The sequence below is a fragment of the Dehalococcoidales bacterium genome (assembly GCA_028716225.1).
Lineage (GTDB): Bacteria > Chloroflexota > Dehalococcoidia > Dehalococcoidales > UBA5760 > UBA5760.
The window spans coordinates 1-19,551 of the sequence record JAQUQE010000019.1; the positions used below are offsets into that span (position 1 = coordinate 1).

Genomic DNA, 19,551 nt, shown 5'->3' on the forward strand with positions numbered 1-19,551 from the left:
TAGTACGTCTTCGGCACGCGCCCCTCAATCTCCCGAATCCGCCCATGAAGGGATGTCCTGATTCGGTCGATATTGGCCTCGTACATTTTCGTCCAGTCGTTTTCTGCAATAGACTCTTCTATTTTGGTAATCACATCGGAAAGCCAATATGGCTCCCCCGGCTTGACGAGTGCAGCAGCCTCAGCCAATTCCGAGGCATCCGGATTCTCCCCTCGCATCAGTGCAAAGGTAGCGCACTTGAGTGCGCGTCCTACAACTACTGGTATGTCCGCATCTTCCAGGACCGGCACAGCATCGGACGCCCTGTTGAAAACAAACTCCAACCCTTCCTCTCCATGCCTGAACGTGATTTCCCGCAGCTTCTTTTCCTCATTAAACGCAAGAAGCCTGGACTCGAAAGTAGCTATAATATTGAGCTTACCATACTTAGCTATCGCCGCATCATGAATCAAAGTCAAGTCTTGCTCACGGCTCCCATGACACGCTTTCGCTATGGCTGTACCCTGAACAATCGGCATCGTATCCCCTACTTCACTTGCCTCAATTTTAAAAATGTCCTGGCCATTGTGGGTTCCATGTTCTCCACACGTTTTAACACCCTACTTGACGTTTGTATAGTTTTGTTTACGGCTTCATGTAACTTGTCTAGTTTTTTGGATACCTCTCTGCTTTCCATCGGCAATTCGCCCATGGCCATTGCAGCAGCCTCCGGTGGGATTGCCAACTCGGGATACTTTGCCTGAATTGTGGCCGCAACCCTCGCCTGGTCCGACATGGTGCGTTCAACCTCGCTTGCCTTCTGGTTAACCATCGCCGCCGCCTCATCCTTCGACATATGCAACACACGCTCGAGCAGCCAATCTTGTGGGAAATACTCTGAAAGTGTGCTAATCAACCCAGCCTGCGCGTTCATGACCTCAATCTGTTGCAACTCGAAAATACTCGACGGTACGGTCATCCTAGTATCCCACTTGACACTATCGGGATCAATCCCCAGCGCCGCCAGATGCACCCGCGCCACTTGACGTATCCCGTTTCGGTATTCACGCTGTACCCGCATACACGTCCGACCAAACCGCACATCACGTTGAGCTAACCCCTGGGACGCCTCTGCTTCGCCCCCAAAATAGCTTTGCGGAATCTTGATCGCCGTAAACATTTTATCGCGGAAATACTGGACATCTTCCATCGAATTGTGGACAAAAACACCCTGCCCCACAGCAAAATTATGATATTCATCCACTGTTAGATCATACAACCATTCTTCTTTCCCTGTTCTACGAACCGAAACTACTCTATGGTTCATTACAGAAACAGCTCGTCCACGCGGAACCCATCCAGATATATGCCTCTTTGCAAATTCACACCATCCAATACCTGTATCATTCAGAACGCGCTCTATAAGCCCCTGACTATAACCCAATGGATACAAGTCTTTAATTCTTTGAACATTATTATCAATAACAACCGATGCTAATTCTTCAACTGTAACCTTTCGATATCTAAAAGCGCGTCGTAGCCTACGCTCTTCTGAACGATTCCACGCTGTAATTCTATCGCCAGCTCGAATACGAGCGGACTTTGAAACACTGGCATTTCTAAGCATAAGCGACTTCCTGCGATCATCAGTCCAAGCCTCTCTTAATTTTCTACGAACATCCGGTGTACGTTTCGCAGCCGTAGCTGCTGCTTTTACCTTACTAGAATGAAGATAATCGCAAAGACTAAGATGTAGCTTTGAATGATCACTGCGCGTCATTTCAATTAGCACTTCCGGTCTATTATCTAGTTTATTGTCGCCAGCATGATGAATTACAGATCCAGGCTTTGGCAATAACGAACCAGATCGCGATCTATTAACAACTTGATGAGTATACTGAAATTCGTTTGTAAACGGATCGTAAACTTGCTCATATCCATCTAACCTTTCACCATCGTCAATAGATGAGATTTTTCGGTACAAGGGCATCAAGCTATCCCCAACAACAAGGCCATCAGCTCTCGCCCACGTGCCATCTCTCAACATGAAAGGATGATTGTCTGAACACCTTACAACTTCTCCATTATCAAGCTCAATCTCCCAAACTTCTGCTTTTTTTGTACGCCTTGCTGAATGTCCTCTACCGGGAACAATCTCACCTTTTTCGTTCAACGAATAAAGCCATACTGAATCTCCATTGTCAGACAGATCGGAAAGCGTTCTAGACGATCCGTCAAGAAGGGGTATCACAGTGTCCCCAGTTAAGCACTGCCAATCAGGACCGGACAACACATCGACACGAGTCGACTCTTTTCCACCCCGCGTAGGAATCCACAAATCTTCTTCAGGCGAATTAAACGTGAACACGCCAGCATCCAAGGCAAACGTATGCGTTCCGTTTACAGTTAGAGTATACGTATCTTCTTTTTCTTCTAAATACTCGATTGATACAACTTTGTGATTATTGAAAATGGATTTTTTAAATCCTCCTAATCCCCTGTATCCATTTTCTGACAACCGTTGCTTCAACACCCTTGCACTTGCTATAACATCATGGTGAGCATATCTATAATCTTTGTTGATGAAAAGAAGATGATCTCGCATCTCCAGATTCAAACGATCAAGCATTTCTGAAAACGTAATACTTGGATTTGATTCACAAATAGACTTCATCCATTCCCATACAGTTTCATCAAAATCGAGTCTGAATTTGTCTATCAGTCCCAAGCGGTTTCTTGACCACATTTCCCTGGCAGAATCCGACCGTATTCGGTTATCCAACGAATGCTTTTCAGAGTTATTATATTCTATAATATGTCTTCCTGTCCCCAGCCTCTTGTTTCTTTCCGATGTTCTTTTTCTCTGTCTTTCTGTCTTGTTAAATTCAGTCATCGTCCTTGACGCTGCATCTCTTAGCTTTTTATCAAGAACACTGTCAATTTTTCTTAGCTTAGCAATGGCACGCCCGGCTGTCCTGCCGTTTTCTTTGTGTACTTTCTGGTGTTCTTTGGGAGATAAAACATCCAGATTAGATGGACAATTATTTCTTCTATTGAAATCCCTGTGGTGGACAACCTGACCTGGGCAAGCCATGTTTACAGCCTCGCCAACAACACGATGCGTCCACTTCCATTTTCTATCAGATGGATCGTAAACCTTTTCATAACCATTTAGTTTTCCATCTAATTCATCAATTCTTGTAATTTTATCAATATATCGTCTGAAAGGCATCAATGACTCGCCAATTGATAACTCGGCAGCCTTAACCTTTCGTCCGTCTCTAGTTGGGAAACTGTGATCTGGCGTAACTCTTATGCTTTCCCCATTATCAAGTGTTACTCGAACTAAATCAGCATTCAGCCTGGTTTTTCCAGCCCAAGTCACAGGCATAGGAACCAACTTCCCGCCCTTGCCAACACTGCATGAATACACCCATGGTTTTTTCCCAGACTCAAATTCGGCAACAACTTCCGACAGTGGCAAAACCCTTCCGTCAAGCAACGGTATTTTTGTATCACCTGTCAAGCACAGGGGATTATTGCGAAACTCCAACTTGCCAGTCGTAGGATTTACGAGTGTCCGCTTTTTGTACCTCCGCATCGCCTTCTTGACAAGTGCCATTGCCTCATCCGGCGGCAAGTCACCTGTATCCACATAAAAGGCGTAGCGACTCGGGCTGCGAGTCAACTTGTAGACCAGTGCCGTATCTTCGAGCATCGCCAACCGCTTCCAGATCCACCTAGAAGCATCAATGATGGAATTATGGACCACCAAGCCATCGGCTACGAAACAATGTCCAGCATCCGCAACCTGAATATCATAAACCGGTTCTTCTCCATCCCTCTCAATCGAAACGATTTTTTCATATACAAAATCACCGTTTCCAAGCTCTCTGTTTCTGAATGTCAACGTATATGTTGGTCCCGATCTAATTGTCTTCCCTTTGTATTCGGAATTCCTAGGATTTCGCCTCCTAATATTCCCACTGCTCCATCCCAATCCGTCCACTAATGTCTTGATATCCCTAACCAGATCCCTGTTGCACAGCTCTATATGTTCATACCCGGATGCTTCCCACCCATCGGCGTCCATAATCCCGCGCAAAAAAGCTTCCCTAATCTCTCGGGACTGAGAAAACATCCACGATGGAACCCTCTTGTCATGTGCCTTCTCCCCTCTCCATCCTAGAGAGGAAAAAACATGTATCAAATCATTGCTTCCACAATTCACTTGTCTGTAGGCGTTTTCTCCATGACCTCTCACCCTCTGGGGTGATAACCCATAATCGATGAGGCATTGTTCATAAAAAGCGTTTCGTTCTTCTCGCTCCCCAAGAGCAAAACAAACCTGGTGACCAGAAATCCATCCGTCACCAAGCAAAAAACCAAACAATCTTGAAAACTTTTCATCAACAAGATCTGGCAAGCAAAGCCTTCTGTTTCCTGCTTTTACACATATACCATCAAACCACGGCAGCTTCAGCAATCTCAAAAACGCTCGCATTGTGCATAACGGAATGCCGCCAGAACCATTCAAAAGATCTTCCAATGATCCCTTGCTGATACCAACTTCCTTGGCAACTCTTCTGACCCCACAATAGGACGACGCGTATTTTGTCGGCCTTGTCATACTGCGAACTATTGCAGACCCACGACTAGAGAAAGTTACCACCGTTTCGTCAGTAACTTCGTCCAATACAATACCCAAAGGCGGCGGCCCTATAGTCTCTGGACTGTTTGTTACAGCAACAATTTCATCGCCCTTTCCTAGATCCTTTACTTGCACCCAAGAATTAGACGCGCCCCTCTTTGTAAGCAAGGGGTGTTCGCTTGTCAGTCTGATTTCACGATGAGTCGTCTTCAGCCTGAATACAGGTTTTACCCCGCTACAAACCTGATCTAAAACCTTGGTAGACCGCAACATGCCCGCATGTCGCGTATACACAAAATCCCCCTGCCTAACCTCATCAAGACGTTTAGTCCCTGTTGGAGTCCACACCTGTGAATCCCCAACTAGACAGTACCCGTATAATGATCTCACGAACTTAGACTGCAAGCGCCAATGTACTATTTCCCACGGCTCAAAGAAAATCATGCTCTTTTCCTCGAACCGCGCCTTTAGCCCTTCCAGCGTCTCGTAATCCGCTGTATCCAGTCCGAACTGCCCCGTAAGATCCTGGACGTATCCAAGCAGGTCACCCTTCATATTGACCAGCCGCCGCATCGTGGGAACCGGCAAGTAATTAACGCCGACCACACCGTGCTCCGAGACCACAACTTCACCAAAAGCGTTCCCGTACTTACACAGGGTCCGCATCACTACCCATACGTCCTCTTCGACCCTGAGTATTCGATGCAAAAGATCGTCAATTACATCTCGCACAACACGATCTGGCGATTCACCCCAAATGGTTTTGCCCCTAACGGAATCTGGAATAGTTGTATCATCTGCAAAAATGTCTAGGGCTGCCGACAGCTCAGGGTAATCGTCCATATTCTCGTAGTCGGCATAACGCTCAAGCAGATTTTGGTCCATCGACAGCGCGACCGTAAGCATGTTCATCCCGGTCATGCCCGCCGCGTTGTCTACCGCCCCACCCATGGGGTCGTCGAACGAATATCCACGCCCCTTCTTCTCTATCTGTGCAACCTTATCGCGCTTGAAAAACTTGGATATGGACTCGCGAAATCCCATACTATTATTCCCCAATCAAAATCGGCATAAAGTCTTCGGTTGCCCTGTCTTCCTTGGCCATTTTTACAGCTTCCGTATCTACCAATGCAGCCGGTATCTTTTCCATCACCCAAGCATCCTCGTGTGTCGGCTTTTCGACCTTTTCCGATTGCCCGTGTAGCGGCATTCTCTCTCCCGACTTTTTCAGACCTTGCACCACGCCCGCCACCGCATCTGCAACATCTTTACTGCCAGCAACGGGGTGGTCGATCTTTCCAACGAGCCGATCATACTCTAGGGACTTGAACTCTTCAATAAAAGGTTTGTATTTATAAATTTCTATCCGCTCCTCGTAAAAAGCCGACTTCAGCTCATCGTAGGGCTCTGTCGACGTATCCATGGAAATCAACTGCGTATGGATTCCACGCCGCTTGACCTGCTGGTGCATCTCTACACTCTGATACCGGTCCGTGCTGAACCCGATAAACTTGAAACCGTGATCCATGAACATATAGAGCAAAACCCGCAAATCAGGCATATAAATTTGCTCGGCCGGTGGCGGGTTAATCCGCAGCATAAAATCGATAACGTAATATGGAGCCAGATCAGTCTGAATATTTCCATCGGCATCGCGCCTTACGACCTCAACCCATTTGTCAATATGGCCAATGCAAAACCCCGAACTATCGCCCGACACCGAAGTGTCGATATGGCACCACCGCATCGCCTTGGGATTTCTTCGCGGCTTCCATCTCGTCTCGGTATACCCCCCAGCGAGCTTGTGCTCGTAACTGACCGCCAATGTATCCCAGTCAATCTGTCCCGGCCCCCCGGCGACCCACTCCTCTTCGCTGAACGGATGAGATCGCAAAGAATCCGTGCAAACCTGAATCATCTTAGGGCGCTGGACAAACTGCGATATGGCCTGCGTTGAAAAACCAGCGATGTCCCTCAACGCCTCTTCCATGTTCGATTCAAAGTCATCCCGGAACTCAACTGGTATATCCATCACGAACGCATCATTAGCCTCAAGAAATTCATCGGTTATCAAATCATATTCTTTTTCGTTCAGAATCCTGGATTTGGTCGCGGATGTAGAACACAGCACATAAAAGAACTCGCCGCAAAAATTTTCCGCTGGCTTGGCAGTCCATTGAGTATGGTCCCTCACAAAAATATTTGGGTCTTCGAGACCTTCTCGCATTTTCCGCTCCGTAAAAGACTCAATCGTAGCCGCAGAAGACGCAAGAATAACCATCCCCGGAAACCCCCCGCCCGCTTTCTGAAACCTGGATTTGATACGACGCAACAAGCTACGATACATCTTCTCCACGATGTCGAAATGCGCCGCCTTCAATTTTTGGCCGAACGCAGTAGCAATCTGTTGAGCCTTGCGCTTGGGGGGGAAGTTAGTGTTGTGAACCACAATGCCGCCAGCGATAAACGTATTGAATTCTGTACATATAGAATACGTTTGTTCCGGCGGCAAGAACTCCACACTGGTAACAGTCACCAAGTCAAGGCTGTCGGGAAGTTCTGATATATTCAACCATTCGGGCCGGACACCGACAGCTTGACTGTCCTCATCAGGCGTACTCGTATCTTCTGATTCTTCATTGCCTCGTCCACGAAATCCTGAGTCACGAACGGCCCCGCTTGGACGCTCGGAAGCGGCTTGTTGTTCAGAGCCAAAATCATCTGGAAATTGTTCTGAACACAGTGTTTCCACATCGCAAGGAACCGAGCCCTCTCCCTTAGACAATAAAGCGACGATGGATCTTTCCCCTCTATTATAATAACCGATCCGTCCTGCATCGTCACCTTGAAATCCGCAACCGTCATTCGATCCTGTCCGTTTAGTCGATACGACACCCACTCCATCTGATCCTCCCCAACCACACTCGATACCCCTTCCTGTCGGCACAGACTCTCCGCCAATCTCAGTTCGTATTGCGTTCGACACGGAACCAATGCCCCGCATGGTGACTGAACCTGAAATTTGTAGCTCCGCACTCGATCCTTGATTGACCGAACGTTCCCTTGTGAAATCTTCTCCCTCGATTCCTCCGTATGGGGATGCCCCCCTCTCAGCTTGGCAGCCTCGCTCAATTTCTTCCGCTGCTTTTTGGTCATCTTTTTCCCGTACCAAGGGTTGTCTTCCCCCCTCAACACAGGAGGAAGATGAGTAACCCGCCCCTCTTCCCGCGCCTTCTTCGATCTTTCTGATTGTTTTTTCCGCCACTCTGGATCGGAGGTTCTCCGAATAGCAGCTTCCCTCATTTTCCGCCGTGTCTCTTCCGAAAACTTCCGCCCCTTCATCGCTTGCCGCATCTTTTCCCTTGTCTCTTCCGATCTCGGCGGCATTACCTGTTTGGCCCTCGCCTCCCTGAGCTTTTCCTTTGTCTCCTCGGAGTGATGCTTCCCGAAAAACGGATTCGCTTCCCCAATCCGTTCCTTCGCTATTTCCGATAAGATAGCCTTCGTCTCTTCGCTTAACCTTTGACCCTCCCGTGGCATTCAACACCTCCATGACAACGGTGTCTCCAACCACGACATCTTCCGCATAGACGTAGACGAGGCGATCCCCCCTACGCACCAATATCGGATGCTGGCACGAAACCTCCAAAGATGAGGCACCTGCCGTGATCTGCACAATTGGTTGGACGGTCGATTCCTTGATCCTCCACCATCCACTGCGTACCTTTTTCTTGCCATGATCGAGACACACCATCTTGCAGTCTGCGTCCGCTTGACCCATTTCAAGAAGATTTTCGACTGTCTCATGGACCACTTTACCACGTTTTTCTAGGGTTACAACTTGTTTTTTTGTTAAACACTCGTCTAGCGCCGCTGAAAAAACATTAGCTCCTAGTAGTCGCTCCGAACCATAGGAACCAATAGTTATCCGGATATTCCCAGGAAACAGCGTGTAATCCATTTTGATATTCGGCGTGAACTTGGTCATAAAATACGGTGATTCCTTGATCTTATCATCGATGGCTGTCTTCATAATATCCCTGGCCAGTGGCAAGTTTTTAGATATGAGAGGAATCACCATCTCAGAGCCCGAAGATAACCCAAAAATTTTCTGCGGGTTAATCATACAAGATAACTCGTAAATAACCCTAGATATGGCAATGGACATCACATAGGTATTGTGCACGATAACCCCATACGGAGCGAAATTAGCAGTACCAGGAACCGTCAGATCATAAACAGACTCGTAACCCTTTACGTCAAAAACCTCCACCGTATCCCAAAAAACATCTCCCCACCATTTACACCAATCAGGCAAATCATAAGTGGCAGCAAAAGAACGGAACGTTTCATGGCTCATAAATGAGTTACCGGGCGGCCTTGGCCAATAGTCCCGCTTCGGAATAGGACCAATCTCTTTTCTTATCTTTGACAGAATAAATCTATCAATAGGAACAAGGTCTATGTTTGAATTTGCCTTAACACCAGAAAGGCATCGGATAGCCTCTATACACTTGTCTTCCTTGCCAAATATCAAACCAATATTTTTTATGAACGACAAGACATCACCCGAATTCAAAATACTAAGACTCCAAGCGTCAGACCTGCGCCTTTCTCCCTTGTGTGTATATTTCATACTTCGATATCGAACTCTCGACTGTATTCCAAATCTCAACAATAATTGCTGTATATCACAAACAAATTCTTCGCTACCCAAGGCTATACCTATCTCAAACGACTTTACGCTCCTTTTACATACCCACCCATCACAGGCCCATATTCGGTTTAAGAATAAACCTAACTGCCTATCATCAAGGCCATAGAAACGACCCGGAACCCGCTTATCTATTGATTTTTCGTAAAGTCCGTATCTCTTCCTAATCCACCTTACCTCTCGAGGCATAACCATTGTTGCCTGCCCAGCTTTGCCAACATAAGAAACCCCTGGGTTTGATCCGTTTCCAAGTTTTTTAGTAATATTTTCAAATTCAGAAAGGACAACCTCGCATCCATTCGTAAAAACCATCGAAGACCCTGTGCAACCACCGTCAGCCAACATATAGGCAACCCATTTGACCTCATCATCCGACACAGAAAGAGGTGATACTGGATGTGGTAATCTCCTGGCCGTGGCAACCATATCTCCCGCCGAAATCTCTGACGCTGCCTTGTATCCATAAGGGGTCAATACCGGATGATCTAGAGATAAGCCAATCTTCCTTCCGCTTCGTAATTTTAGATTGCCAATTTTCTTTATGCCGCTCCATTGAGCCGAACACTCAGCAGCTCTCATTCCACCATATGCCATATCGTAAGTAGCGCAGCCTATCCCGCTCCCTAAAGACGCCATTTTTTTTGCAGTAGTCCTGATCCCATAAACAGGATCGTAAATTTCAGTATCACCAATTACGCACTTCCCTACGCCGATCCCGCCCGTAAAAAGCGCCTCACGATACGGACGATCAAACAATTCAATAAGATCCCTTTGCAACTCAGGATATATAGTAGAACAACTCTCTCCAAGGTAATACGGATCTTCGATGAACTGCGCCATAGACACCGGCTCATTGTGATAGATATGATCAAGTATTTCGGTCTGTATCAGGGCCGAACCCTGACCAGCTTCCCGCTCCAACGCAAGAACAAGTTCTCGCTCTTCTTCGGTCAAGCCAAACCGTATGTCATCGACACGTTCCGCTGCCTCCAGCCTATGCGTTACCGACCGGCGGCGTCCATTCGTGGCCTTGATGATCATTTTTTGACCGGTGTCACAGGCGTCACGTCAATAGACTCCCCCGCCTCCTCCCTGGCTTTGATGGTCACCAAGTCGTTCACCGCGCGGAGGTAGGCGAGCACGCGCCCACGACTCACGGGGTCTGCCATGGCCTTGGCGGCCTTGTCGCCGTATTTTTCCCTTATCTCCTCGAGCCGCTCCGCCGAAATTGTCAGCGTGCCAAGATTCCGCTGTCCGCTGATTCCAAGATCCATCTTGATCATGTGCATCTGCCGAACGGCTTCCAATATGGATTTTTGGATTTTGTCTACCTGCGGATCAATCAAGCCCGTATCCCGCTCGCGAGCATGGGCAAGATCGAACCTATACAACAGCGCCTCGAACTGATTGTCGAGCCGCTTCAACTCCTCTAGCTTGTCCGTGTACTGCTTCCTGGCCTCTATAACAACATGCGGAGAACGTGTCGTCAACACGTCTCCCGGCAACACCTCTTCCTTTCTATACCGCTTGAGTATTTCTACCAGGGACTTCTTTTTGACATCCTGATACTCCCCGGCTGAAAAAACAAAATCGGCAACAGTCGGTGCCGGATACCCGTAGCTCAACATTTCGTGCACACGTTGAAAACATCTCAGATTTTTCAGGCGAGTAAATTTCTCTACTTCAATGATAGCGCCAGGCATCTTGCAACCCTTCAACTGCAAAGGTAGCGCACTCAAGTGCGCGTCAGCGACAACCGCTCCTCAAAGCAGATTATAGCCTGACTATTTTGTACCCGTCAAAAGGTATTGTTTGATCGCGAACTCGCTGGAAATCAAAAATCCATACCGAAGTCCCGTCGAGCGGTCTCGCAAGGCAGCAACCCATTTCTTCCACAGCGCCGAACGAGGCTCTACAAGCCACGCTCCGCCCTCTGCTCCCCATTCGGGGTCGTCAACATCTTCGCACAAAAATCGAACGACATAGGGATTCCAGCTCGTGTGCCCTGCGGTCTTGTGCGCGTCCACCCATCCGTAGGAAACGCCGTGACGCACCATACTGTCCCTAAGCATGTCCGCAAACCCACCGTCCGTCGCCGGTCCCAGCTTCTTTACCGTAGAATCTCGCACATCGTTCTCGGCTGCCAGGCAAGCGAACAACCCCACGCACACATCCGGGGATGAATGGGCTGCTATTACACCTGCCAGATCGTCCACCGTTTTTCGAGTGAATCCAAACTGAATACCGTCCGGCCAGCCGTGACCGAAGAAAGCTATCACGTCCCACAGTTCTCGCTTCGATATTTCGTCGATGACTACCTTGCGCCGTTCCGGGGCCGTCAACCCTTTACAGTCGACGCCGATGCAATAGCTGGATGGAATATCATGAAACCTGGCAAACGCTCGAGCTTCCGGTATGAACGCCCCCGTAGCGTCTCTCTTGCCCTTCGTATCAGTTGAAGAATAAAAAACCAAACCTTGCATTTGCACCTCCAGCTTAAACAACCCGGTGTCGAGACCATCTCGTCGCAGCGGGCCACCGGGCCAACCCTATTATATCGGAGCACATTGGGGAAACACAAGCAGCACTCCGTTGCCACGCTACTACCATCCGAATACTCCCCCGGCAAACCTCATGATAATCAAAGCCCCAAAGACCAAGCCGAGCAAGATATACCACGCCGGATGAGCGCCTGAAAAACGAGCTATGAGATTGTCGAACGGGCTGTTTACCAAGGACGGATTCTCTCGTGAATCCCGTCCAGTATTCTGCGCTGCTTGACGGACAGCTCTTTGCCTCCATCTAAAATTCGCTCTACGCTGTCTACGAATCCATCTTCCCATTGCGTCACCTCTAATCGCTTCTCTTGTAGGCAAAACGGACTTGAACCCGTGAACCATTGGTTAACACGAGATGCCGCCTTCTTGCTTCATCAAGGACTGCCCCCGCGCCCTTAGGCGCGGAAGTCTAACACCCTCTCCACAAGCATTTTTAGTCTCCCAATGCCCTTGGGCGACTTTCAAAATATTCCTCGCAGCGTTGATGTCCCGATCATGAACCACTCCACAATCCTTGCAACACCACGTCCTGTCTGACAATGTCAGATTCTCGTTCCTGAAACCACAAACCGAACACTGCTTCGATGAAGGAAAAAACCTGCCTACGATCTCTACACGTGATCCCGATAACAAAGACTTGTATACCAGTTGTCGCTTTATTTCGCAAAACGAGGCGTCCGAGATCGACTTCGCCAACTTATGATTCTTCATCATCCCAGCGATGTTCAAATCCTCAATACCAATCAATAAGAAATTCTCTACCAGATACGATGTCAACTTGTGGATGTAATCCCGACGGATATTCCTAATTCTGAAATGAAGCCTCGATAATATACCCTTCGCCTTTAACCGATTCTTAGATCCCTTCTGCTCCCTCGATAACTGCCTCTGTAACCGCTTCAACTTTCGCTCGTAATACCGCAGAACTTTCGGATTGCTGAATTTTTGACCATCGCTCAAGACAACAAGATCCTTAACCCCTAAATCTACCCCTACACTTGCTTGGCTCTCACAAGCATGAGGATAAACATAGGTATCGTCTACTTCGACCTGTATCGATGCAAAAAATCTCCCCGCCGTTCTCGATATTACCACTGACAATAGCTTCCCAGGAAATCTAAGCCCCTGAGACATTCGTATCCATCCAATATTCGGAAGCTTGATATGATTTCCGGATACCGTAAAACACCCCACCCCTGTATAGAAACTATCCCTGCATACTCCACGTTTCTTGAACTTCGGAAACCTCGAAGTCTTCTTGAAAAATCTCTGAAATGCTTCCGCCAAATTATACAAAGACTTCTGTACCACCCACTTGCTCACACCATACATCCAAGGATATTGCTCTCTCTTGATCGAATTCAAAAGCTTCGACAAATCATACCCGGAGGGAACCTTTTCCTTATCAGCTAAAGATTTCTTACAAATCTGAAGTGCCCAATTGTATGCAAACCTCGCTACCCCAAAGCACATCACAAAGTACGTGATCGCTTTATTGTTGGGATAGATCTCGATCTTATGGGCTAATATTCTCTTCATTTGTTAACCAATATTATACCGTTTCAAGTCCTTATTAGCTACCGCGATGCGGATGCCATCGACCCACTTTTTATCAACCTTGCTCACTACGTTTTCCTCCATCACAGCCCCTCAGGGATTTTCGTGTTCCACAGCGGGACACCAACACGCTCAAATTCCAACCTGTCCTTGTCGTTCAACAGCGTAAGCATCTGCGTCCCTAGCTTGCCGCACTTCGTACATGTGACCGTCTCCCAATAGATGACATGGCCAGGCTTCCTGCGACTTTCGGCATCGATATAAAATATTGTCCCCACCTGAGAACCCCTGACATGTCGGCACGATCCCATCAATATCCCAATATAGCTGTCACGACAGCTTCCGCCATTTTGCGCTCATCCGCTCTTGTAGGGTGCACTCGCGTCCCTATTTTGGGCGACAGCACATCGACCCTTCCTGGTAATTTCACGGTATCGAGCCATCTGTTAATGGCCCACGCACATTCGTTGTCCGTGTGAATCTTGAACACAAGAATCCGAGTATGCTTTGCCAAATAAAGCATGTCCCCGATATTCGATATGGCCTTGGCTGCCTGACCTGGCCTATCCGAAACGCAATCATTCACGCCCGCATAAATGACAACATGGGTCGGCTTTGGTATCGAATCCAGATCCAGTATTGTACCCATGATATGCTTCACAGTGCCCGTCTGAGCCCCGTTCTTGGCAAAGACCTCCATGATATACGGTCTGCCGCTGGAATCCGTCAGCGCCCCCCGTGCAAACGCAGGATACCGACCAGCCGTGATCGAGTCTCCGAAGAAATATATGACTCTCCGGGGAAGCGACTGAGAAGCCACTGACGCAACAAAAAAAACAGAAAGAAGCAAGACAATGGCTCTCATTCATCCCCTGTACACAGCCAGTCCAACGATACTTTCAGGCTGTTCGCTATTTTGATCAGCGTCTCCAAGCTCGGCCTCGAGATGCCGCTCAATATCTGGTTTATCGCCGAAGGACTCAATCCCGCTTTTTGGGCCATGTCTTTATTCAGCATGTCCCTCTTCCCCAATAGACTCCGGAGTCGAGACTCGATGTGTTTGATAGCTCGCTTTTGCTCGCACTTAGAACTTGGAGCGTAATCCCGCATCACCCGTATTTCCGCGACCTCAATATCGCTTCCGAGCTGTATGACTGTCCGCTTATCATTCACTGCTATTTACCCTCCAAACGATCCAGGCGTTTTGAAAAAGATCGTACTTCGGCTTCTAGGTCTCTGAGCCGGTAGAACATCTGGCTGTCGATAAAAGAAACGAGATTCGTGCACCGCCTGCAGATAAACATGGGTTCGCTGAAAAACAGCCACCCATAACCAGATCCCTCTCCTTCTTCCCGGCATAAAACGCATTGCCCATGTTTTATAGCATTCATATGGTAACCTTAATCACTTAAGCAGATTTGTCAACCCAGTAATACTGAACCGGCAACCCACAGAAGTATCATCAATAAGGCTTGTACGAATTGCCAGATTCCCTCCCATTCCAATATTACAGCCTCAAAGACTATCCCCGCAAAAACAAACACTACAAGAAATGTTTCCATCTCGCTTCTCCAAACTTATCAATAAGTATCTGCCCAGCAATATCTCTCCATAGGCTCCGTTGGTTCCTTGCCACGAGTTTGGTCGTGGCATTTTTTGTCGTGCTCACATCGAGCACAGTAACCATATGGTCCCGGCTTGAACTCGTGGCAAATAGGTCTGAAACGGTATTCGTATTTCCCGTTGCACCAGAACGCCCAAGATTGAGGTTCACAAACGCAACCTTCTGGCGTTTCTAGTGGCTCAAAGCCGGAGCAATGCTCCTCTTCCGTCTTCCCACATTTTTTGCAAATTTTGATCATCTGTCATCCTGTACAGCATTCAACAAAACACGGGCCTCACACCCGCTCGGGCATATTTGGTTGTCTTACCAGTTGCGGGGGCCGGACTCGAACCGGCGACTTCCGGCTTATGGGGCCGGTGTACTACCAACTGCACAACCCCGCAATATGCCGGTCTCTCCCGGCTGTCCGAACCGCACTGCACCATCAAGCCTTGATCCACTGATGCACCGGGCCGACCCCAGCCCACTTACGTATCAGTGTCCCTGGCGATGATTGTATTTCAGTAGCATTCAGTAAAATATAGCTACGTTCGACAGAACGACAAACAACCTCGTCCGATGGCGCTGCCGCCGACACCTCCTGGACCTCGACCTCCTCTATGAAGTCTTCAAGTCCTGTCACTATGGCCGCCGTCATGGCCGCGCCGTCCATGGAGTCAATCATAACCGAATGATCCATGGAATCGGCTGGTGCCGTTCTGGAGTGACAATTGCAGAACACCAGTGCTGCCACAATTGCCATCACCCCGAGAAACAGCATCAAAATCCGCGTCAACTGTTTCATCGAAACCTCCTCTGTTAAAACACGTATTCCGTCCTCAACCCTATACGAATCGCCTTTGGACTTCAAGCTAAATTCGGTGACCCGAATAGACCCATGTACCCTCGGACTGGTCGTCGTGGCGTAACGTACACGGGAACCGGGTCACCTGTAGACTCGTCCGGGCTCGAACCGGCTCGTATCGCGCTACGCGCAATCCATCCGAGAGACGCTTTGCGTCTCCCCAAGTCTGCCGCCCGTATACCACACGGTGCCGGTATGGCCCGTCTTTCCGGGCTGCCAGATAGCTGCCAACTATCATGGAAGCCACTCGGGGATTTTCACCCCGAGTGGCCACGTACCGAATTGCCAGTGACCAACTTGCTCGGTACAACACAGTTGGATTGGCGGTGGACCTGGCGGGAGTCGAACCCGCGTCCTACCATGCTCTCCTGTACCGCTCGTTACATGCTTCTTCCGTTTCTTGTTTCTCCCTCAGATCAACCGTATACGGACAAAGGTATCATAGAGGAAAGCTGGACACTTTTATTGAGCGACAGTACCAGCACACCGCTGTTCTTCCTGTTGAGATTACGCCTCACTACTTACACAGGCACTCAGCAGCTTGACGGCTCAGGCAGCTTCGGCCAGAGCAGGTTCGTTGTCTTCCGCAACTGTGTTCGAACGTCCTTTTTTAACCCGGTGAACATCCAACCCGGAACATGCACGATACAGATCACATGACAGTCGAAAGCCAGCTCAGGCCCCTTTCTTTCTCGGAACAAGACCCATTTGCTTAAATGCGTATTGAACAGCAGTCTTACTACTGCCTATAATCTTAGCAATACGCCTACAACCAAGACCATCCTCATACAATTTCCTCATCAAATCCCAGTCATGAACTCTCCGCTTTCCAAGTGCAGACTTTCCGCTTCTCCAGTGATGCCTGGTATGCTCTCCCTTGGTCATAACTCTTAGGTTCTCTATCCTGTCATCCAGCGGATCTCCGTTTATATGATGAACCTCCTCGCTACTATCTAGCCTCCTACCGAGCTTCTTCTCCATCACAAACCTAGATCTTAAAATGTATCCACGATTATTGGACGCAGGATGATCTGGAACAAAAACACAAACCCTTCCCATAATTTTGCTTTCCTTCATGCCACATCCTTATCAGGCCCTAGATTGTCAAAGAACATGCCCCGGAAACGCCGCCGGGGCTCGGCACTCAGTATGCAACGCCCCTTGTGGGGCAACATTTAAAGATTAACAACCCAACTCTGCTTTGTCAACCCCATTGCCGTACAATTCGGCATGAATCCGAATCGACCACGGGTCATTCGATACAGCAGCCCACCCATGGCAAGAATCGTCTCCACATCGGCAGGGCAAGGCAACAAAATATTTCGCAAAAATATCGAGAGAAAAACCAGACTTCGTACAATAAGACGCTATGAATTCATCTTTTGAGATCGCCTGACTCATATCACCCACAAAACGTCACAAGGGCCGAACCCAAACACCAGGCCAATAAAACCACTGAAATCAAAAACAAAAACTTTATCGCGGCATCAAACTCCATGCTTCACCTCCTGGGTTGTTCACGGAGCCATTATGCCACAATTCCATGTTTTCGTCAGAAAATATCGTGGTCACTGGTCCATCTTATCGTCTCTTCGATAACGAACTGTTCGACATCCTTATGTTTTGCCTGTTTGGGCAACGGAGAGCTGGCCTCCGCAGCGTCAATTTGTCGCTCGATTTCCTCGGCCATATTCTGCACTTCATCGGCGGTACACTTGCCCCGCTTGATGTCCAAAATCAAACTGGCTTCAGCAAGCGGAAACATTAAACCTCCGGTTGAAACAAGCTCTCGCCCTTGCATGAGTATCTGAATAAGATTCGACGCGAACTTCACGTCGTATCCAAACTTTTCCCACATTTTAGAGCGATTCCCGGCCCTCTCAAGCCTCCCCTGAATCGTAGACAGCGCCTTGCTGACCTTGATGCCGCGCTCGAGAAAAATGTCGCCTACTTGGATGTGTTTTCCAGCACCCAAGTCCTTGAACGGATTTGTTCCGCCTATCCGTTCCCCCCGACTTTTGACTACCTCAACGAGTATGTCGCCCCGGTCGCTCGCGGACAGCACTTCCTCTGCGGATTTCAGTCTCTCGTAGTTATCGGGCTTGATCTTCATCTTCTTCATCTGTGACATGGCGTATCCCTTATACCTACGGACGCACCCCAGATGAGGAAACAGAAATTTGGAAAGCCTAAGACGCTTACCATATTCATTACAAAACATGACACTCTCGTCATCGGCGAAAAGGACGTTCAGGATATTGGGATTGTTCTCGAGCGCAAGCCTGCAAAAATCCCGGAATTCCCTGACCTTGTAGTCAACGGCTTCGGCCGTGTTCCTCCCGCTCTCGGCCTTGCTGACCGTGCCGAGATCAATCTCATGACAGCTTTTGAAACCAAAGAGCATTTCGACAGGAGGCATGAATATGCCCTCATAGTCAGTATCGCTATCGGGTGTGCTAGTGCCGAACAAGTGCGATCCGACTCTAACCCTGAGAATTTGATTACTGTACGCTATTTCCCTGAAGTCCATTTGCTCACCGGAATTCCCCTGCCATCAAATCCCACGTTCCCTTGCCGTGGCCGACACAGTGGTAGTTATCTACCCGGTGCCGGACGAGACCGTTAGGCCCGAGCACGGCATTATTGTCGCGCAAAAAATTGGGGGTAATTTCCCTGGCGGCGGGGAAAGCCCTCAGCGTAATCTCCTGGAGCATCCAGGACGGGGTAACCACTTCTTCGTCCTCGTTTTTTATGTACGAACCTTTTACCGCGAACCTGGCCTTCCAGTCTTCCAGACTATTGATTCCCTGAAAAGGATTGACATGGAGACCGAACGTCCACCCGCATGAACTTTTGCCAATATGAATCGACTCAAATTCACGCCCGCAACACGGACACTGCGGCTTCTCGTACCAGAAGTAATTCATACCCATCTACTCACCCGCCTTTTTTCTCAACCTTCTCAGCTCTTCCGGAGTCGGGATGTCCCTCGGATGCGGAACCTCATGTCCCCACAGTGAAGGATGTACCTCCTCGACCTTTTTAATCGCATGTATGTGCGACAGACCGTATTTCTCCGGATCTGGCAGCATGAATCGCAATACATGATCATCGTAATCAAACACTTCCACGATTCGGTACTGATCAAAGACATACCACCCAGGCTTTGTCGGTGCGTTACTCATACCTATATCTTAATGCCCTAATCCGATTTGTCAACCATTTTTTTTCCAGTCCTCTACCTGCAAAAAACCAGCATATAAAAGAGCCATAATCACAGCCTGGACCTGTTCCATAGATACAGATTCAGAAAACCTTATTTTGCGCGTTAGGTTTTCCAGAAAACCGTATTCGACAATCCAACCGTTTGAACCATGATTGCGTCTTATGGTTTTTATCCCCGCCAGCTTCCCTTTTGCTTCCGTCAACTCGGCTTGCAGTCGGTCAGCACGTTTTTGCGTCTCCCTATGGTAATCATCAACAGCACGTACAAGCGCCGCAAAACAACGTGTTTCATCGGAAAACTTCGATACTGGGCCATCCTCTACTTCCTTGACCATGTTCATGGCGTGAATATAGTCATCTACCACTTTGTTCATCGGTGCCTCTGTACGCGCACTTGAG

Annotated in this window: 16 protein-coding genes, 1 tRNA gene and 1 other RNA gene; all 18 read right to left on the reverse strand. The window is 48.5% G+C overall.

The window, feature by feature from the left end:
* A partial coding sequence (locus PHI12_09660) for a hypothetical protein (protein ID MDD5511061.1) occupies positions 1-518 on the reverse strand: 518 nt, incomplete at its 3' end.
* Between the two features lie 8 nt (positions 519-526).
* Positions 527-5,674 carry a portal protein gene (locus PHI12_09665; protein MDD5511062.1) on the reverse strand — a complete coding sequence of 1,716 codons (5,148 nt, stop codon included), beginning with the start codon at positions 5,672-5,674 and terminating at the stop codon, positions 527-529.
* A gap of 4 nt (positions 5,675-5,678) precedes the next feature.
* Entirely contained in the window at positions 5,679-10,385 is a 4,707-nt protein-coding gene (locus PHI12_09670; GenBank protein ID MDD5511063.1) for an LAGLIDADG family homing endonuclease, read from the reverse strand.
* A complete protein-coding gene (locus tag PHI12_09675; GenBank protein MDD5511064.1) occupies positions 10,382-11,047 on the reverse strand; it encodes a hypothetical protein in 666 nt (221 codons plus the stop codon). The genes PHI12_09670 and PHI12_09675 overlap by 4 nt, the downstream gene beginning before the upstream one ends.
* A gap of 81 nt (positions 11,048-11,128) precedes the next feature.
* Positions 11,129-11,827 (reverse strand): hypothetical protein, encoded by a 699-nt coding sequence (locus PHI12_09680; GenBank protein MDD5511065.1) that lies wholly within the window; start codon positions 11,825-11,827, stop codon positions 11,129-11,131.
* A 420-nt stretch (positions 11,828-12,247) separates the two neighbouring features.
* Entirely contained in the window at positions 12,248-13,441 is a 1,194-nt protein-coding gene (locus PHI12_09685; protein MDD5511066.1) for a transposase, read from the reverse strand.
* A gap of 101 nt (positions 13,442-13,542) precedes the next feature.
* On the reverse strand, positions 13,543-13,737 hold the full coding sequence (locus tag PHI12_09690) for a hypothetical protein (GenBank protein ID MDD5511067.1): 195 nt from the start codon (positions 13,735-13,737) through the stop codon (positions 13,543-13,545).
* 32 nt (positions 13,738-13,769) lie between these two features.
* A complete protein-coding gene (locus PHI12_09695; GenBank protein MDD5511068.1) occupies positions 13,770-14,324 on the reverse strand; it encodes an SGNH/GDSL hydrolase family protein in 555 nt (184 codons plus the stop codon).
* A complete protein-coding gene (locus PHI12_09700; GenBank protein ID MDD5511069.1) occupies positions 14,321-14,632 on the reverse strand; it encodes a helix-turn-helix transcriptional regulator in 312 nt (103 codons plus the stop codon). The genes PHI12_09695 and PHI12_09700 overlap by 4 nt, the downstream gene beginning before the upstream one ends.
* 248 nt (positions 14,633-14,880) lie before the next feature.
* Positions 14,881-15,021, reverse strand: a complete 141-nt coding sequence (locus tag PHI12_09705) for a hypothetical protein (GenBank protein ID MDD5511070.1) — start codon at positions 15,019-15,021, stop codon at positions 14,881-14,883.
* A 372-nt stretch (positions 15,022-15,393) separates the two neighbouring features.
* A tRNA-Met gene (locus PHI12_09710) sits at positions 15,394-15,466 on the reverse strand.
* Between the two features lie 41 nt (positions 15,467-15,507).
* Entirely contained in the window at positions 15,508-15,867 is a 360-nt protein-coding gene (locus PHI12_09715) for a hypothetical protein (GenBank protein ID MDD5511071.1), read from the reverse strand.
* A gap of 384 nt (positions 15,868-16,251) precedes the next feature.
* Positions 16,252-16,610, reverse strand: a transfer-messenger RNA (tmRNA) gene (ssrA, locus tag PHI12_09720).
* Positions 16,603-17,004: an HNH endonuclease signature motif containing protein gene (locus tag PHI12_09725; protein ID MDD5511072.1), complete on the reverse strand. Its 402-nt coding sequence runs from the start codon at positions 17,002-17,004 to the stop codon at positions 16,603-16,605. The genes ssrA and PHI12_09725 overlap by 8 nt, the downstream gene beginning before the upstream one ends.
* Positions 17,005-17,479: 475 nt before the next feature.
* Positions 17,480-18,457, reverse strand: coding sequence for a nucleotidyltransferase domain-containing protein (locus PHI12_09730; GenBank protein ID MDD5511073.1), 978 nt, complete (start codon positions 18,455-18,457; stop codon positions 17,480-17,482).
* Between the two features lie 4 nt (positions 18,458-18,461).
* Complete coding sequence (locus tag PHI12_09735; protein MDD5511074.1) at positions 18,462-18,854, reverse strand: hypothetical protein; 393 nt, start codon at positions 18,852-18,854, stop codon at positions 18,462-18,464.
* A gap of 6 nt (positions 18,855-18,860) precedes the next feature.
* On the reverse strand, positions 18,861-19,112 hold the full coding sequence (locus PHI12_09740) for a hypothetical protein (protein ID MDD5511075.1): 252 nt from the start codon (positions 19,110-19,112) through the stop codon (positions 18,861-18,863).
* A 30-nt stretch (positions 19,113-19,142) separates the two neighbouring features.
* Positions 19,143-19,526, reverse strand: a complete 384-nt coding sequence (locus PHI12_09745; protein ID MDD5511076.1) for a hypothetical protein — start codon at positions 19,524-19,526, stop codon at positions 19,143-19,145.
* Positions 19,527-19,551: the final 25 nt, after the last annotated feature.

What these genes read in the sequence shown, in the direction of transcription:
- PHI12_09665 (MDD5511062.1), bottom strand. Translation starts at nt 5,674, where the DNA reads ATGGGATTTCGCGAGTCCATATCCAAGTTTTTCAAGCGCGATAAGGTT.
- PHI12_09670 (MDD5511063.1), bottom strand. Translation starts at nt 10,385, where the DNA reads ATGATCATCAAGGCCACGAATGGACGCCGCCGGTCGGTAACGCATAGG.
- PHI12_09675 (MDD5511064.1), bottom strand. Translation starts at nt 11,047, where the DNA reads ATGCCTGGCGCTATCATTGAAGTAGAGAAATTTACTCGCCTGAAAAAT.
- PHI12_09680 (MDD5511065.1), bottom strand. Translation starts at nt 11,827, where the DNA reads ATGCAAGGTTTGGTTTTTTATTCTTCAACTGATACGAAGGGCAAGAGA.
- PHI12_09685 (MDD5511066.1), bottom strand. Translation starts at nt 13,441, where the DNA reads ATGAAGAGAATATTAGCCCATAAGATCGAGATCTATCCCAACAATAAA.
- PHI12_09695 (MDD5511068.1), bottom strand. Translation starts at nt 14,324, where the DNA reads ATGAGAGCCATTGTCTTGCTTCTTTCTGTTTTTTTTGTTGCGTCAGTG.
- PHI12_09705 (MDD5511070.1), bottom strand. Translation starts at nt 15,021, where the DNA reads ATGGAAACATTTCTTGTAGTGTTTGTTTTTGCGGGGATAGTCTTTGAG.
- PHI12_09715 (MDD5511071.1), bottom strand. Translation starts at nt 15,867, where the DNA reads ATGAAACAGTTGACGCGGATTTTGATGCTGTTTCTCGGGGTGATGGCA.
- PHI12_09725 (MDD5511072.1), bottom strand. Translation starts at nt 17,004, where the DNA reads ATGAAGGAAAGCAAAATTATGGGAAGGGTTTGTGTTTTTGTTCCAGAT.
- PHI12_09730 (MDD5511073.1), bottom strand. Translation starts at nt 18,457, where the DNA reads ATGGACTTCAGGGAAATAGCGTACAGTAATCAAATTCTCAGGGTTAGA.
- PHI12_09735 (MDD5511074.1), bottom strand. Translation starts at nt 18,854, where the DNA reads ATGAATTACTTCTGGTACGAGAAGCCGCAGTGTCCGTGTTGCGGGCGT.
- PHI12_09740 (MDD5511075.1), bottom strand. Translation starts at nt 19,112, where the DNA reads ATGAGTAACGCACCGACAAAGCCTGGGTGGTATGTCTTTGATCAGTAC.
- PHI12_09745 (MDD5511076.1), bottom strand. Translation starts at nt 19,526, where the DNA reads ATGAACAAAGTGGTAGATGACTATATTCACGCCATGAACATGGTCAAG.